Annotated in this window: 7 protein-coding genes; 2 read left to right on the top strand and 5 right to left on the bottom strand. The window is 55.6% G+C overall.

All coding sequences use genetic code 11. The annotated features are described in order from the left end of the window. Positions 1 to 89 precede the first annotated feature (89 nt). From AC6RNO_RS11045 to AC6RNO_RS11030, 4 genes are all read right to left on the bottom strand, one after another. On the bottom strand, positions 90 to 5,054 hold the full coding sequence (locus AC6RNO_RS11045) for a pectinesterase family protein (protein ID WP_497105485.1): 4,965 nt from the start codon (positions 5,052 to 5,054) through the stop codon (positions 90 to 92). Positions 5,055 to 5,076: 22 nt separating this feature from the next. Further along, positions 5,077 to 7,557 (bottom strand): hypothetical protein, encoded by a 2,481-nt coding sequence (locus AC6RNO_RS11040; protein ID WP_497105484.1) that lies wholly within the window; start codon positions 7,555 to 7,557, stop codon positions 5,077 to 5,079. 308 nt (positions 7,558 to 7,865) lie between these two features. After that, entirely contained in the window at positions 7,866 to 9,845 is a 1,980-nt protein-coding gene (locus AC6RNO_RS11035; RefSeq protein ID WP_497105483.1) for an alpha/beta hydrolase family protein, read from the bottom strand. Beyond that, positions 9,838 to 11,163 carry a Gfo/Idh/MocA family oxidoreductase gene (locus AC6RNO_RS11030; RefSeq protein WP_497105482.1) on the bottom strand — a complete coding sequence of 442 codons (1,326 nt, stop codon included), beginning with the start codon at positions 11,161 to 11,163 and terminating at the stop codon, positions 9,838 to 9,840. Before AC6RNO_RS11030 ends, AC6RNO_RS11035 begins: the two co-directional genes overlap by 8 nt. A gap of 1,778 nt (positions 11,164 to 12,941) precedes the next feature. On the opposite strand from AC6RNO_RS11030, the gene AC6RNO_RS11025 reads away from it, so the two are divergent. Then, on the top strand, positions 12,942 to 13,430 hold the full coding sequence (locus tag AC6RNO_RS11025) for a DUF6323 family protein (RefSeq protein WP_488438064.1): 489 nt from the start codon (positions 12,942 to 12,944) through the stop codon (positions 13,428 to 13,430). After that, a complete protein-coding gene (locus tag AC6RNO_RS11020) occupies positions 13,412 to 14,848 on the top strand; it encodes a DUF6179 domain-containing protein (protein ID WP_497105481.1) in 1,437 nt (478 codons plus the stop codon). The genes AC6RNO_RS11025 and AC6RNO_RS11020 overlap by 19 nt, the downstream gene beginning before the upstream one ends. Before the next feature lie 49 nt (positions 14,849 to 14,897). Here AC6RNO_RS11020 and AC6RNO_RS11015 read toward each other — a convergent pair whose 3' ends face one another. Then, positions 14,898 to 18,068, bottom strand: a complete 3,171-nt coding sequence (locus tag AC6RNO_RS11015; RefSeq protein ID WP_497105480.1) for an autotransporter outer membrane beta-barrel domain-containing protein — start codon at positions 18,066 to 18,068, stop codon at positions 14,898 to 14,900. Between the last annotated feature and the right edge of the window lie 26 nt (positions 18,069 to 18,094).

Genomic DNA, 18,094 nt, shown 5'->3' with positions numbered 1-18,094 from the left:
AGATTCCTCCTCCGAATTCCGAATGGGGGAATGGGAAAGGGCGGCACGTCCGCCTCCCCATCTGCCCGCTCAATTGTATCCATCAGGCGCTAAGGCATTGCGACTACATTGGAAATCAAAGTTTGGCTGAGCGCAGAATCCCATACAAAAGCTTTCAGTTTGCAGCCCATGACGATATCCGGCAATTTCAGCAGCGCCTTCAAATGAGCGGTTTTCCCGGGCAAAATCGAATGGGCGAGCAAGGAATACCGCACCATCCGGTCCTGCTGATCGAACAGCGCAATGACGAGCGTTCCGCTCTGGCTGACCGAAGAATTGTTGTACACCAGCACGTCCGCTACGGTATCGGTGGATCGGGTCAGACCCGAAAGCGCATTGCCGCCGAGATCGCTTAAAATCAAACTTTTAACCGTAAAGACGCCCGCGCCCCAGTTTTTGTTATAGGTGATCCGGTACGTTTTGGAGCCGGTGTTGCCGTAATCGTCCACGCCGGAGACGACAATTTCGTTGACGCCTTCCTGCAAAACGAGCGGAATTTCGAACGGCACCGCGGCAAGCTTCGCGCTATGGTCGAGAACCGTCGTTCCGTTTAACCGGACGGTGACGGCCGCGTTGCGATTGACGCTTCCCGTTAATACGAAAGCCGAAGAAGTGACCGCATCGGGCAGCTCCGCCGAAGGCGTAAACACGACCGCAGACTTGTTATAAGTCACGGTAATCGTCTTGGCGTTGACGGCGTCTCCGAACAACTCGCTGTTGCGGGCCGAGAAGACGATTGTGTTGACGCCTTCGGTCAGCTTAATGGCGGCCGAGAAATCGGCCCCGGCTTCGACATACACCGCATCGGTGACGGCGGCGCCATTGTTCGTTACCGAGAACTGCGCACGGTCCATGGCATGCGCCTTTATGGTGTAAGCGGGAATATCCACCGTCTCGCTCGCCGGGTTGCTGAGCGTAAAGAGCGCTGAGCGGGTGAACTTCGCATCGGCAAAAGTCGCCGCCGTTACATAATCGATGTTGCTCGTCGATTTCGGGGCATCAACGGCCATGCCTACGTACACTTTGTCGGAAAAGCTGACCGCCGCCGAGCCGACCAACAGCCAGTTCGCCTTGTCCTTGGACTCGTAACCGTAAATCGTGTTCTGGTCGCGAACGATTTTCAGCCAGAACGGCGCTTTCAGCGATGCGCCCCTGATCAGGCTTTCTTTGTAGCTTCCCCCGTTTTCGCTGCGGTTCAGGAACGAAATTTTCCGCCCGCTCGTATCTACGCCGAAATCGCTCGTCGGATCGGTGGACAGGGCCAGTGCGACCGCCTTTGATGCAGGGTCCAGACTGTCGCGGATCATGAATCCCGCTTTCGCATCCTCGTCGATTTCGGAAGCGAAGTCGACGTTCGCGACCATTTCAAAGTTGCCCTGAACCGTCTGGTATACATATTGAAAAGCGTCCGATGACGAGCCGATTTTCCCCGATCCTTTGACCGTATAAGTCGTCCCGCTCAAGCTCGCCGCACCCGGGATGCTGACCTGGCCGATATCTTGCGTCGTCCACGGCGCCACGTTATTCGGGCCGTTCACGTAAATCACGGCGGCGGAGGACAACGTCATCACGCCGTTTGCGTCCACCGCTTTGGCGTACAAGTAATGCTGGCCTTCGGAAGCATTCGCCCATGTGAACGTGTAAGGCGCCGCCGCAGCTTCCCCGATTTTTTGATCGCCGTCATAAAAGATCACTTTGGCGATAGCCGCGCCGCCGGCAGCCGCCGATGCGCTTGCCGTAACCGGGATCGCGCTGCCGGCGGTAAAAGCCTGATGCATGACAGGGCTCACGATAGCGGCGTTCGGATTGGGCGGAGGCGTTACGACCAGCGAGTTCAAGTAAAGCTCCAGATTCGTGTACCCGCTGCTGCTTGTAAAAGCGCCGTCTGCGCTATTGTTCGGGTCCAGACCATGTGTGCTCTCCCAGGCGTCGGGAATGCCGTCGCCATCGCTATCGACGGGCGCGGGGAGCGAATTCAGCTCCGGCAGGCCGCCGTCGCTTGCGATCGTGTTGACGGTTCTGCCCGTACCGTTCTTGACTTCGTTCACGAGACGGGCATCCAGGGAGTCCCGCTTCGGTAAAGAAGCGCCCCCGCTTTGCAGCACCTTCTCGTAGGCGGCCTCTGCCGAATCCGTCGTAACCGCCCCGCCGACGGGATCTTTTGCATCGGGAATGACGATCGGTTTGTATTTGCGGGTGAACGACTGATCCGGGTTGATCGCTTTCCACGCATATTTGCCGCCGGTTGCAGGCACCCAGTTATCGGCAGTCACATCGGGCGCGCCCTCCACGTAGTTGCCGTCGATGTAAAAAGTTCCGCCGCCCCCTCCATCGCCGGCCGAAGGGTTGACGATGCGGCTTTTTACGCCGTCAAACGTATTGGGGCCCGGCTTGTAATAATTATTGATCATATTGATCCCTGTCGCCTGCTCCCCGCCGTATGCGGAATTAAAGCCCCAGTTGTAAATCACGTTGCTGCGGTAATCGACCTTCGTAGGGTAATTGTCGGGATCTGTGGCCCGGTCAAAGCGCACGTTCCTGCTCGTATGGTTCATAATCAGGTTGTGCGTATAAGTGGCGTTCGTGCCTCCCCAGATGCCCCCGTACCCGTGCGGTCCTTTCGTATGAATCGAGTGGTTCAGGCTGTTGCTGATAAAGCTCCGTTGGAGCGTAAAGTTTTTGCGGTTTTTGGCGGAAAACGCTTCGTCCGTGCTCCAGCTGAGCGAGCAGTGATCCATGATGACGTTGTCGCCCGTAATGTCCACGCTGTCGCTTAACGAATTCGTTCCGTTCCTGAACCGGATATACCGGACGATAATGTCCGTTCCGGTATCGTTATTTCCGATCTTCACCATGTAGCCGCCGATCGCGATTCCATCTCCAGGAGCGGTTTGCCCGGCGATCGTGATGTGCGATTGCGTTATCGCCAGCTCGCGCTTCAGTTGAATCGTACCGGACGTGCTGAAAACGATCGTCCTATTGCCCGCGCTGACGGCATCCCGCAGCGATCCCGGAATCGGCGCTTCGTCGGCGGCATAATCGTTCAGATTGCTGACGACGTACACGGTGCCTCCCCGGCCCCCTTTCACATACATGCCCCCGCCCTCTGCGCCCGGAAAAGCGGGAACTTTGGCCGCTTCGCGAGGATCGATTGCAAACGTTAGCGTTTTGCTGGCGGCTGCGGTTCCGGAGCTGTCCACATAGCGGTATTCGATGACGTTCGCGCCCGCTTGACCGACTGCAAATTCAGCGGTATACGCCGTCCATGGACCGCCGTTGATCCGGTACTGCACCCGGCCCGCTTCCGGCAGCCCGCCGTTCACTTCCATATAGACGGTCACCGGTTTCGTGTAAGATCCCGCCTGCCCGTCCGGCAGCGCAGGGTCGACAATCGGCGCAACGGAGCCGGACTTTTGGGGAATGGCTGCCGTTTGCGCGGGGTCCCACCCGTCGAACATGCGCGGAATCGTCAGGGCGCTCGCTTGCCCGGCCGTCATCTGCATGCCCATTTGGCGTTTCGACGGACTTGCTCCGGGGCCGGTGCTGTTGTATTCCGACAAATAATACGTGCTGAGCGGCTCGCTCATCGTCGTCCAGCCCTCGGGATGAATGTGATCCCCCATCTCCGTATTGATAAAACGAACCGTAGGCTGATCCTGCCATGTGCGGCCCAAGTAATGCTTGCCTTTGGTCGTGCCGTCCTTCAGCAGGCGGGAGTTGACGAAGACGAGCCCCGGAACGTCACCGCCAGGATTTTGCGTGGACGCCGCCGTCACATACCCGCCCGAATCGGCCGCATCAGCCGAGTTGATGCTGACCGCATCGACATGATCGAACACGGCTGCGGTAGCCGGCCCGTAAATGTAATCGGTACGGCCGATAATTTCGCAGTTGCGGTAGTACTGCCGGCCTTTTTTGGTATTGTAGGCGACCCCTGCGTACAGCGTATCCTGGTACCCGGCAAAACGGACGTTTTCAAAGACGACTTGATCGGAAACGACCAGCGCAGCCAGGGCACGCCCCTTGGAGGCGGCGGAACTGTTTTCAATGGTCAGATTCGCCGCGCTGAATTGGTTGGCCGGGCTCGCGCTGCTCCCGACAGAGACGGTTGCCGTTTCCAGCGGCTGCAATTTGACGCCCGGATTCGCCGGATTGACGGTCGTTTCGTTGTCGTCGTATACGATTTTCGTTTGATCCCTGCCTGCACCTACGAGACTGACATAAGGGACCGTGATCGAAAGCTTCTCATGATAAACGCCCGCTTTAATATAAATCACTTTACGGCTCGCATTCGCGGCGGGAATGGAGGCAATCGCTTCCTTGATATTGGCAAAATCGCCGCTGCCGTCCTGGGCCACCGTAATGACCGGAGCGGGCACCGCGATAAGCGCTTCCGCGTTCGGACTTTCGCCGCCGGCGTTCGCAGCGGAGACGACATAGTAATACGCGTTCCCGTTAACGACCGTCGTATCGGTAAAAGACGTGGAAGCCAGCGCGCTTCCTACCGTCGTATACGCCCCCCCGCTCGCAGAGCTTCTTTTGACCGTGTAGGAGGCCGCCCCTGCCGACGCCGACCACGTCAAATCGACGCTGCCGTCGCGGGCCGTGGCCGCAAAATCGGCGGGAACCGGCGGTGCGCCGGCAATCGGCGCATACGGAACGGCTTTCGCCTGATTGGAGATCATGCTTTCGGCGGCCGAATTGACAGCGGTCACCACATAATAATACGCCGTGCCGTTCACGGCGGAAGTGTCGGTATAAGCCGTACCCGTTACGCCCGCGGCTACCGTCGTATCGTAAGGCCCGCCGTTTACCGTACTGCGATTGAGCTTGTAGGAGACGGCTCCCGTTACCGTGTTCCACGTCAGGACTACCTGATTATTGCCGGGGGCGGCCGTCAATTGCGCAGGGCTTCCCAGCACCGAAGCCGCATCTGCGGCGGCAGCCATGACGGGAAACAGCCAGGCATTCATCAATAACAACATGCAAATTGTTATTTGAATCGCTTTCTTCATTTTGCAACCTCCTTTTCCGCAATCACTGCAAAATAAATTCGTCCGACAGCGGCTTCATGCCGTTCAGGCTGTCCCAAATAAACGCTTTTACATAGCAGCCGCTCACCTGGGCAGGCAGCGTGAAACCGGCGCTTAACGTTTTGGTTTCTCCCGGCTCGAAATCGGCGGCGGCGCTTGAATAATCAAGCATCGTACGGTTCCCGCCGTAGAGCACGAACCACAGCGTAATTTGCTTGGCGGACGCCGTCGTGTTGGTGACCTGTCTTTGGGCAAAAATGTTTGCGGCAGCCGCTATCGAGTCATGGCGGTTTCCGCTGAAATCGTAAGCCGCAGCCTGCCCGGCCCAAAATTCATAGCGGACCAAATAATTGGCGGACGCTGTATTTCCAGCGATATCGACGGACGAAACTTCGATGGAATTGCTTCCTTCCGTCAGGGTCAGCGGATAAGCAAACGGTTCGTACACCGCTTTGGCTACGGAATCGACGATTGTTGCCCCGTTCAGTTTTACCGTCAAATTCGCCGCCTTGCTTAATGAGCCTTGCAGCGTATATACGGCATCCTTGACCGCGGCCGGCAGTGCGGCGATGCGGATTTCCGGCGGAACGTTATCGTAGTGGATCGTCACGGCCGCTTTATCGGTGAATGCGGAATCGCTGCGCATCGCGTACATTTCAATGAGATTGGCTCCGGGCAGCAAATTCAAGTCGATTTTAAACCGGTTGTCCGCCAGCTGGCCGCTGTATACGGGAACCGGATTTTGATTTTGATACACGTTCAATATGACGCTGCTCGCATACACATTCTCGGCTACGGTTCCCGTCACCGAATATAAAGGCGAGGGCACCCACTCCTGTACGGGATCGATCGTCAAGCCGGTCGGAATTCTTTGCGCCATAACAAAGTAACCGGCGTTTTTGCCCGCTTTGTAGTCATTGTAGTTGTTGTACCCGAGCGTCACTTTATCGCCGGAGGCGAAATCTTTTTTGTAGACTTTGAACGAATAGGCCGTTGCCTTGTCGCCCATTTTGATCGTATCTCCGGTAGCGGTCCAATCGGACAGCCATGAAGGCGGCGGCGTTTCCTGCTCGTCGACGGCCACGTAGACGGATGCGCGGTCCCGCACCCGGAATTGGGCGATTTGCGGCTGCACGGCGCCTTCGGCGGTAAGCGGATAAATCATCGTATCGGCCTGCGAAGTTCTCAGCCAATCCATACCCGCGTATTTGGCGGGAATGTCGGTAAACAGAATCGTTTTATCGGCAAACACCAGATCGCCCGCGTTTAAACCGGAATTGACCGACCACTGGTACGCGTTATAGTTGGCAAAAGCGGTAACGCCGCCAAACACGCTCGCATCCGGCGCATCGATCGGCGTCGTCGTATTGGGAGTCACTTCGACCTCCACGGAATCGCTTTCATAATCTTGCGGGACACCTGAAGTATACAAGCCCGCTTCATCCCGGATCGCTACAGATAAGCCGAGAATGTACGTTTTGCCGTTCGTGAGCGCTACGGATTTGTTTTGCGCCGGATCGTAGTAGGAGCTGATGTCGGAAGCGGGAACGATATTCGTTTTGTTCGCCAAATCTTTGTAATTGACCGTCGCGGATTGCATAAGCCACGCGCTCTGACCTTTTTCCCTGATCCGCATCCGGTATTTGGTCGCATAGACGTACGATTTGGACCACCAGGCAATCTTCGCGTTGCGCCCGGTGACACTGACGATTTCCGGCGGTGCGGGTTTCGGGTTAAAAGCGGTGCGGGTCACTTTAACGCTGCGAATGTAAAGATCGCCGTTTTCCTGCGGCGTGGCGATGACCAGCTTTTTAAGGTCGTACTTGGTTACGTTGTTGAGCTTTTGCCGCGCCCAGTACAGCGTCCCGTCCAAATAAATGTCGTATTTCTGGTTAATCGTATTAAAATCGACCCGCAGCGTATGCCATTGATTCAGCGTGTAAGATGCGAGGGAGCTTGAGGGCGCCGTCGTCGCATAATACACGATGCCGTCCTTCGACTTATCCGCGCCGACGCCGATCAAATTGATCGTCCCGGTGGACGGAACGAATTGCAGGATGCGGTCCTTTTGCTTGGCCGTTCCGTACTGCATGAAGGTCAGCTCCGTCGAAATCGTTCCGGTCTGCGGCTCGCTGAACGATTTGCTGATTTGAAATTCGTTGTTAAGCGCGGAAGCGAGTCCCGACACCGTAAGGTGCAGCGCGTTCGCTTCGGGCGTCACCGGATCGGCTTCAATGACCGCCGTCGCCGTGCCCGCCGTGTAAGAGGAATAATCGAAGCCGAGCTGGGAAGCCGTCTGCCCTATAACCGCTTGCGAAAAATCTTTGTTAAAAATCGTGACCGGCTCGTAGGCGCTGTTCGTCACAGAGGACGATCCGCTTGCCGCCGCAGAGGCCGATGCGCCCCATGCCCCGCCCCCGCAGACCGCCTGGAACGTCTGGAGCAAAAGCAGGAAGCATAACATACGCGAAATCAGACTACGCACAATGAATGACACCTCCATGGATTAGATCGTTTGAAAGCGGTTTGAATCCGGCAGAGCAAATGATTTGAAAGTCTGATGAATTGAAGCCGCAGAGCAAATGATTTGAAAACCGGCAGAGCAAACAGCTTGAAACCGCTTTCGTTTTATTCGTTGCCGATTTGCCCGGTTCAGCGGGAAAAAGCCCCGCCGATGGCGGGTCTCCACCGGCGGGCCGGTTATCCAAGCATAGGCCTAAAGCTGTGACGAGCCGTACAAGTCTTAAACGGACCAGTTCGTTAGCGCCGGGAACCTGCGGACTATAACGCAGACTAACCGATCGTCTTGTATGAATCGGCAAGCCTCCCTTCTTCCGCAAGCCAGCGATCCGCATCCGGGAGGTCGAAATGCCGCAGCATTCCCGGCATTATAAAGCTTAGGGAATCGTGCTCATCGTAAAACGGCTCCCTGATCCAATCGGCGATGCTGCTCATGCGATTATCCGTGCCGACGCTCCGGACGCGCGGTTCCAGCAAAGCGGTGAGTTCCGCGTAGATGCCGTACCGACCGCCGCCGAACAGTCTGATGTCATCCGGATCGACGTTTTTCATGCCGGACACCAGTTCGACCGCTCTCCATACGTCGTAAGTCCGGACAGCGGCCATGCTGTCGCCCAGCCACATCAGCTCGTCGCTGTACCGGTCCATCATGCCGAAGCGTTTGAAGGGGCGCTCCTCGGGCGAATTCAGGTACGGCAGCAGCGAGCCGATTCCCGTCGGGTTGAGCACCATCGCGATCCGGCCGGAAGCGCAGGTCGCTTCAATCCACTCGGCATGAGCTTCCAACTGCTTCGTTCCGCCCTCCCATACGGCAATCGTAATCGGAAGCCTGCGGCCGGCAAGCTTGGCGTCGAAAAATTGCAGCGCATTGTTCAGCAGCCCGCGCTGGCTCCACCATACCGCCCGAAGCGCCCACAGCCCTCCTGTTTCTCCGCCCCCGGAAAGACGCAGATTCAGGTCGCAGGGCTGTCTGTTGAACAAGACGGTTTGGCGCAGCCAATCCAAAGCCCGCCGCTTCCGCCGGTCATCCGGCAAAGCCCGGCGCGCCTGCTCCAGCTCCGCAAGCCGCCCGGAATTTTCGGCGTGGACGTTTTTGGCATGCGCGTAATCGCCGGCGACCTGGCCGCTCTGCGTGCACAGGAGCTGCTCGGCCGGCAGCAGCCGGATGGCTTCGTCCGGGGGAACGGCCGCGCGCCCCAGCAGATGCCCGGAAAAAAAGCCGGCCGCCGCACGCGCAAGCGGGACCGTAAAGCGGTGGACATTTTCATCCTCGAAAATGTCCAGCTGCCCGCCTTTGCCGTGCATGTCCCAAAACCTCCGGTTGACTGCGACGGTATGGCGCGGACCCTCGATCGGCACGGAATCGTAAGTTGTCGCCAGGACGAGCACCGGACGGGGAGCCATCGCCAGCACGATGTCCTCGTGGTCGAAGCCGAGCACCGAGAAACCCGGCCATTTTTGCTCGGCGTCCTGCGCTTTGCCGGTCAGCAAAAAATACGGCCTGTTCATAATAAAGCCTCCGGGAGCGGCAGCGGCAATGCGCTCGTCGTACATCATTAGCAGCGCGGTTTGCGTGCCTCCGCCGGAATGGCCGGTTACCCCGATCCGCGCCGGATCGACCTCCGCCCGCGTGCACAAATAATCGATCGCGCGCACGGCATCGTGCAGCATATAGCGCGCCAGGCTGTCGCCGAGCGGCATGCACTGCCGCCCGACGTTTTCATGCTCCGTCACGCTCGTCATCGGAGCCTGACCCGTACCCGGATCGTAATAGCCGAACCGTTCGCCCTGCCCGATCGGGTCGAGCGCCATGACGATCAAGCCGGCATGCACCAGATAGTGGCAAACGGTCTGGTATTCGTCGCAATGCTTCGCCTGCTCGCGGTGCCCGCACAGTAGCAGCACTGCAGCGCCCGGCTCCGTCAGCCCGTCCGGTATGTACAGATTGGCCGTCGCATATACGCTTGGCCGCGGTTCGAAAATCACTTTCTCGACGCGGAATCCGTTACCTTCAGCCACGCCGGTGATGACCGGCCTAAGCGGGGTATCCGAAGGCGGCATGCCGCCCAGGCAGCGTGCCAGCCCTTCGCGGATTTCCCGCTGGCGCCGCTTCAGGCCATCCCTGTCCTTGATTGCTGCGCGTGCCTTATCCCCCATCGCAGCCGCCCGCATGGCGGATTCGTAAATCCACCTCGGCAGCTGGCTTTTTACATCAAAGTGGGCGATTTGCACGTTCTCAAAGTTCTCAAACACCGTTAGATATTCCCCTTTCCGACAGTTGGGCCGTGTTCGGCGCGACCAGCAGATCGGACAGGCGGACAGGCATGTTCGCGTGCGCCGACTTCCAAACCGCTTCTCCGGTCAGCACGGCAAGAGCCCCCGCTTCCGCCCCTGCCATAATCTCGTACGATCGGAGCGGATCCGGATCGAGAAACAAATCTTCCAAAATGAGGGGATCCCCTCCCCCATGCCCTCCGGCCCGCGGTACGACGCGGATCGTTTCTTTGCCGCCGAACAGCGGAAAATATTCGATCGTTTGCTCGGCTTCATGGTGAGAAGCCCGACCCGACATCACTTCCTTCGTTTCGATTCGGCCCTTCGTCCCGTTAATCGCCAGTCTGTAACCTTCATAAGGCAGCGAAAAATTGACGGAATAGCTCAACATCGCGCCCTTGTCGTATTTGATGACGGCGGCGTACGTGTCTTCAATATCGATCTCGGAGTCGAACATGCAGCCGTCCGCCCGATACCCGGAGGCACCTCCCGGGACGGCGTCCATGCCCGTCAAATGGTCGTCGGGCGGCACGGTCTCCTTGCTGCGCGATGACCAGCGCATGAAATAGGCGCAATGCGCCTTGACCCGGCACGTGCCGCAGTACCGGCCGTCTTCCTTGGCGGGGTTGAGCTCGCCGGAGGGGCCGAAATAATGGAGCGCCCCGTAGGCAAACGCTTCCACCGGATTTTGCCCGATCCACCAATTGACCAGATCGAAGTGGTGGGTGCTCTTGTGCACGGACAGCCCTCCGGAGCTGCTTCGCTTCCGGTTCCACCTTTTGAAATAACTCGCACCGTGATAGGTGTCCAGATACCAGTTCAAATCTACCGAAGTGACTCTGCCGACTTTGCCCTCCAAAATCAATTCCTTGATTCTCGTATGGATCGGCGCGTACCGGTAATTGAAAGCTACCCGCAGCTTCCCCCTGCTTGCGGCCTGCGCGTCCAGCACCCGCTTGCAGTCCTCCCCCGTGGTCACCATCGGCTTTTCCGAAATGACGTTGAGATGATGCTCCAGCCCTTTGACGATATAGTCCGCGTGCGTATAGTCCACACCCGCAACAATGATCGCGTCGGGCTTCGTTTCCCTGATCATCGCGGCGAATTGATCGGGAGCATAGACAGGAGTCCCCGACAGCGCCGGAAACTTTTTGAAGCAGTTCGCAAAACGGCCGGGATCGGCATCGAGCAATCCGACAATCTCGCAGTGCTGATGGAACGTCTCCAGCATGGGCTTGATAAACATGCCGTTGGCTCTGGTGCTGACGCCGCAAATCGCGTATCTTTTTTTCGCCAAGTCGTTGTCCCTCCTAGGATTCTACCGTTAAGTATACAAAGAAACGGATTCGCAGCCAGTAGTTAATCCGACCGTCATTATAGGTCAATCCTGTCGACGACCGGACTGTCCGCACACCGGAAAAACCCGCCTGCGCTACGCAAACCGAACACCGGCATCGTGCGGTTGGCCTTTGACTCGCCTACGGAGCCGGCCGATCAGCAGCATCGTCCATTCGACTCGCCTACAGAGCCGACCAATCAGCAGCATCGTCCGTTCGGCTCGCCTACAGAGCCGGCCAATCAGCAGCATCGTCCGTTCGACTCGCCGCTGGAGTTAGCTCCTCTCTCTGGCAGTTCCGCAGAAAACCTGCAAAAGTGCATCTTTTGGGACCGCTGATGCCCTTACAGGGAAATATGCCTGCAAATGTGCAGGCTTTTCTGCCTAAACCCGGGGTTCGGCCCCTTTTGGCCGGAAATTCCTGCACTTTTGCAGGCTTTCCCGTCAATTCGGCCGCTGGCGCTGTAAAAGCCTGCACTTTTGCAGGCTTTCGCGGCTAGCCGGCCTGCTCGACGAACGGCTGCATCGTTTTCAGCACTGTGAAAACGGCATCGTCCGTTCGGCTCCCGGCTAGAGTAGCTCCTCTCTCTGGCAGTTCCGCAGAAAACCTGCAAAAGTGCATCTTTTTGCTCACTTGATGCCCTTGCAGGGAAATATTCCTGCAAATGTGCAGGCTTTTCTGCCTAAACCCGGGGTTCGGCCCCTTTTGGCCGGAAATTCCTGCACTTTTGCAGGCTTTCCCGTCAATTCGGCCGCTGGCGCTGTAAAAGCCTGCACTTTTGCAGGCTTTCGCGGCTAGCCGGCCTGCTCGACGAACGGCTGCATCGTTTTCAGCACTGTGAAAACGGCATCGTCCGTTCGGCTCCCGGCTAGAGTAGCTCCTCTCTCTGGCAGTTCCGCAGAAAACCTGCAAAAGTGCATCTTTTTGCTCACTTGATGCCCTTGCAGGGAAATATTCCTGCAAATGTGCAGGCTTTTCTGCCTAAACCCGGGGTTCGGCCCCTTTTGGCCGGAAATTCCTGCACTTTTGCAGGCTTTCCCGTCAATTCGGCCGCTGGCGCTGTAAAAGCCTGCACTTTTGCAGGCTTTCGCGGCTAGCCGGCCTGCTCGACGAACGGCTGCATCGTTTTCAGCACTGTGAAAACGGCATCGTCCGTTCGGCTCCCGGCTAGAGTAGCTCCTCTCTCTGGCAGTTCCGCAGAAAACCTGCAAAAGTGCATCTTTTTGCTCACTTGATGCCCTTGCAGGGAAATATTCCTGCAAATGTGCAGGCTTTTCTGCCTAAACCCGGGGTTCGGCCCCTTTTGGCCGGAAATTCCTGCACTTTTGCAGGCTTTCCCGTCAATTCGGCCGCTGGCGCTATAAAAGCCTGCACTTTCGCAGGCTTTTGCGGCTAGCCGGGCCTGCTCGACGAACGGCTACCTGCGATTGTTGGAATTCCAGGAATCTGCCATGTGGTGGCTGCACGGTGGGAGCTCTCGGCGCGCGAGCCGTGTGGAGACTACGTGGTGGGGATCTCTGCTGTTTTACCGTCTATGGGAGGGAGCTAAAGCTCCATATAAAAGGCAAAAAAAAGCCCCCAATCCAATTGACATGGACGGAGACAACGATTAAAATATTTATTAATAAGTCAATTAAATATTATATCACAAAACAAACAAAAAGTCAACTCTTTTTTATTTAGATTTTTTAATTTTTTTCAACAAAAAAATTTAATCCAGAGGGAGAGCGATAGCCGCATGTATTTGTCTCGCATTTTCAACTCCTTGAACGTGTCTATGCAGGAACAGCATATGGCCGAATTGCTGGAATTGAATGAGAAGACCAAGGATTTTGGCCTGGTTCTGACTCCGCAGGACGTTGAACTGATGTTGGCGGCGAGAAACCAGGTCCTGTACGGCTGCGGGCGGGTGGAATTGAGCATCGAAGTGACGAAGGAGCTTATCGAGGTATTCTCGGCGTCTTCGTTCATCCGGCAGGAGAACTATGCGGATACCCTGAATGAGCTGCATGAGATTTTTTATTATTTGAAAAATGAAACCGAAGACAGAATCAGCGATATGAAGCTCATCCATAAGATGAAGGAAGTGTTCGAAGAGGATTGCGAGGGCTCCTTGGACTTGTTGAAAGGCAGACTCGAAGAGTATGCCGAGGAGTTCCGAAGGGAATTGCAGAAGAACGAGTCTTTACTTGAAGGAGAAGATGACTGTTGGGATCTGAACATTTAAACGGTAGGCGCGAGTTGACAGTCCAGGGCAGTATTCGCAAATCTCGGCTGCAGCGAAACCAATATACGATCTCTTTAATGAACGAAGGCTTGCGGGCAGGGCTGCTGACGAGTCAGGAAATAATGCGCATTCAGCAGGCATTGATGCAAATCCTGCAGGAGCTGATCGGGAAATACACCCTAGGCGAAAGCACTTCGGTTACCACAGAAACAGCCGAAAGCATCCTGACCTCCATCATGTATGCGGCAGACGCGTATCTGTTCAGCTTCGAGGAGCCGGAAAAGGCGATCACGCATCTCAAAACGATTGAAGTTCGCCAAATCTATGAAAGAGGCGTGGGAAAGGTCAGTCAATGTTTTGAAGAGACTAAACTGCTATATAAGGAAATCGCTGCTAATAAGCTGAAGGTTCCAGTCGATGCCTATAACATGACTATCGACGAATCCCTGCCTATCTTTCTCAGGAAATACGGCATTATCTTCGATGCCCACAATACGATGGCCAGCATCGATTATCCGCTTGCTGTCGATGACACACGGCTTCAGGGCGTTTTCTATATCAAGCAGTACCTGGAACGGTTGAAGATGGAGACCGGGTTTTGCGCTATGTTCGATCAGCAGGAGCTGTCGGATTTGTTGGTCCGCTACGGCAGGGAATGCAGATTTGACTACCGAATCGAGTTGTTCAATATGTTTGAGCTCGTGCTGAACAATGCGATATTCTCGGTTGTATCAGGGGGAGGCTCCGATCATATCCGTATTTCCGAGAGTCAATACGGTCGGTTAGAACAGCAATTCATGAACCTCACTGAACTGCAAATTCGCTCCGTCATCTCCGATGCGATGGAAAGGCTTCAGCAGCAATTGCCGATTCATTCGCAACTGAAAGCGTATATGGACGGGTGCAAGGAAAACCTCGTTCAGCGAGTGGCGAATGCCGCAAAGCACAACAGCTTGCGGACTTTCATTATTACGGCAAGGGAGGCGGGAGCGAAGTCCATTGTCATTTCCTTCAACGAAGAGGACAGAATGAGCGATGTCCGATTAAGAAGGCTGCTGTATGAGATTATGGCATGCGAGAGGAAGGAGGACAAAGTCAAGCTGATCTTATCAAGCTTTCACTCGTTCCATGACTACCTCGATATGCTGGAGTCGGATTGCTTGTACGGCGATGAGTATGATGCCCTTTTCCACGCGTTTGGCGATATGGAGCTGGCTATTCTGGCAAAAATCGTTTTCTATGAAGAGCTGCGAAGCGAGTCTCTTGGTTTGCCGTCCATACTGTTATTGGAGCATGAGTATCCGATGGAGTGGCAAATGCAATTTGTCCGGTGTCTGCAGGGGATGAGCCGGGAGCGGCTGCAAGCCGTCGAAAAGTATATCAATGAGATCGACTATGAACAAATGAAATTCCATTGATCGGTAAAATACGCCCCTGCCATGAAGTCCGGCAGGGGCGTCGCTATGTTTAAGACGGCTTGATCGTGATCGTATATTTGTTCAGTATCGATCCTACCGAAAGATACAGCGTAAACGAAGATACCGTTCTCTTCGAAGGGCTCTTCTGATTGTAAGTCACGATAAAGGTTGCAGGATCGATCGAGATTTCATCCTGCTGAGCGGCTATAGTCGTCGTATACACGATATCGGTGATGAACGCCTGAAAGCCGATCAGGTTGTTGAGCACCGTAATCTGATCCGCGTTGGCGTTGCTGGTAATGTTCCCGTAACTCGTCTTGAGCTGTATTTCGGTGAGCAGCGAGTTCCATACCGGCTTGCCGTTGATGACAGTGTTGAACGCGACGGTGCCGCCCTTGGTGCCGAACTGCGAAAATGCCGCCCCGTTAAACACGTCGACAACGCTGTTTTTCACGATGGCATCGGTCGTCGCGATGCCGCCGAGCGGCGTGTCGTACACGACCTTCAAGTTCGCTGTTCCCGCTTCGAGGCCGATAATTTTGCCGACGGTTTTGGAGCTGATGCCGGTGGCGACGGCCCGCGGGTTGTCGGAAATGACCGCCCGGATCGGCAGGTTTTGGATGACGTCCGTACCTGTGCTGTCTTTGCCGTTGACCGTAACCGTCTGCTGAAACGCTGATCCGTAGTAGTTGAACGCATAGGTCGCATTCAACACGCTGGAAGTAATGCCCAAATCGTTGAGCGTTTTGCCTGTAGCCAAAAGAGGGCCGCTGCCGCTCGGCGCAGCATAATAAGTCAAGTTCGCGTCCGCTATGTTCTTGACGTCGGCCGTAGCCGAATCGGAGCTCAATATTTGTAAAATATTTCCACTATTGTCAACCTGAACGAGCGAAGCGGTCAATTTGTAGCTGCCCGTCAGCATCGTGGAAGGGATGAAGTACAGAGCGGGATTCGTCCCGTTCGTCGTCATCGTATTAATTTCCCGCAAAACCGTCGGGTTCGCATCGGTAACGAGCGCAGGATATGTCGAGCCGCTCTTATAGGAGACGCTGGCGACCGCTCCCGTGGTGCCGCTTATTTTTTCCAGCTTCAACTGCACTTTGTAGTCGGCGCGGTTCGTCGTGTATTCGGTGCCGGTTTGATCGTAAATGATGAACTGCGCCTTGGGCATCGTCGTCCCGGTGCTCGAAAAAGCGGTGCCTAATCCGTTCAGCGCCAAAAGATTTTGCACGACGTTGTTCGTGTCCAGCTTAATCGTGTCCGGCCGGCGGGCAGCCAGGATGTTGACGGGATACGAAATCGTCTGATCGACGCCTTTCAGCCGGACATTGATCGCGCCGGGACCTTCGGCCGTCACCGAGCTGACGACGATGAGCCCGTCGGAAGTGACGGCAGGGCTGGCGAGCGTGAGTCCTCCCGTCGGATAGAGCGAAATTTTGCCGGTTCTCTCGAGATAGACGATTTCGGTCGTCGATAAACTGTTGTTCAGCGAATCCGTGACGGATAAACTAACCGTTTGATTCGTATCGCCGACAGTCAGCGCGGTCGTTAAAGGCCCGATTTTCACGAACGTAGGCGCTTTTGGCGTTTTCACCATAACTTTCGTTGATATTTGCTTATTGGCGTAGGTCAGGTTGACCGTTACTTCCTTGTCGCTGTCCAGATCCTGGTATGCGACCAACTGCATTTCCGGGTAGCCGTCGTTGTCAAAATCGATGAAATCGTTGGGCCCATCCATTCTGAACACATTTCCGAGCGCCCCGGTAAAAGATTTCCCGATGCCGATGTTCAAATACTGCGGATCGACGAGCCGGTTGCCGTACTGGTCAAAGGCTTTGAAAACGAGATACGCTTTGTCGCCGGCCGTGAACGAAAGCTGCCCGACGGGCATTTTCAAATTGCTTGACGGATCGCCCAGCTCGACTTTCTTGATCTGAGGCGTATCGCCGACAGTAAACGTTTTGTTCGCGGAAACGAATCCGGTCTTTTCAAACAAGTAGACAAAAACGGAAGCGTTCGGATTTTCATTGCTCAAATCGAGGCCGATGGTGTTGCTGCCCGTATATAGGGTCGCTGAAACATTTTTTTGCGCTGTCGCCTTAACGCTCAAATTGCTTGCCAGCAGCGGCATCGTTTCGCCGTATTGGTTGTACGCTTTGTACTCGATGATCGTCTTCGCTCTGGGCAGCTTCTCAGTCGCGGTGACGAGCTCCAGTTTGGTCAGCCGTTCGTTCTCCGGCTTGAATGTCATCGTGCCGTTCGCAACATCTACTCCGGACAAAGCGATATGGTAGGTACCGGTCGTGAAGGCGTCGTCCATATCGAGCGTTGCGATCGTATTGTCATCCGACCAATTGACGCCGCCTGTAAATACTTGCGGCTTGTTGTCGGAGTTCAGGAAGCCGTCTTTTGTAACGGTCAGAACGGCTTTGTCGATATCCACGTCGCGATTCAACTTCACGGACAATTTGCTTCTGCCAATCGCTTTCAGCTCGGCAATGGAAGCTTTGGCCGGCTTCGCCGTCGTTACATGAAGCTGTAGCGCCGCATAAGAGGCTAGAGCCAGCGTTTTCCGGGTAACGGCGTCCCGGCCGCCGATCCTGCCGTTTTGTCTGGTCAATAGCTTTTGCTTGATCGCGAAAGCGGCATAGCTCTTGTACGCATCGTCTACCGTCTCGTCCTTGAGGGCGGCGGTGCTTTTGGCCTTGTCATCCAGGCCGAGCCCTTTGATGAGCAGCACCGCGAGCTCCTGGCGCGACACGATCCCGGCCGGATTGAAGATGCCGTCCGCGTCCGGCGCGAGACCCGCATTTCTCAAAGCTTCGATATAAGGACGCGCCGGGTCATTGTAATTGACGTCTTTGAAAAACGACGCCGTGCCCGCTCTGTCAATGCTCAAGCCGAGCACGATTGCGGCGGCTTTTGCCATTTGCGCGCGGGTAATCCTGTCATCCGCGCCGAATACGTCGGCCGATGCCGCATCGAGCGCGTTCAGCCCCAGCAAGGCGGCGATTTTTTTTCTGTCGTCCGCCTTAAAGCTTTTCAAATCGCTGAATTGATCGGCCAAATACGTTACCGAAGTTACCGATGATTCCTCGGAAGACGACGATTCTTCTTTCGTCTGCGTTGGTCGCGAAGCAGCTTCTTCCGCATTGGCGAAAGGGGCTATGCAGCAGCACAGCATCGCAAACAATACTAGCAGCGCTATTTTTTTGTTCATTCGATGCACCTCCCGATCCATAAGTG

The organism is Paenibacillus sp. sgz302190 (genome assembly GCF_059820445.1).
The sequence above is the reverse complement of the archived record's forward strand: the minus strand, read 5'-3'. Positions and strand labels throughout refer to the sequence as shown.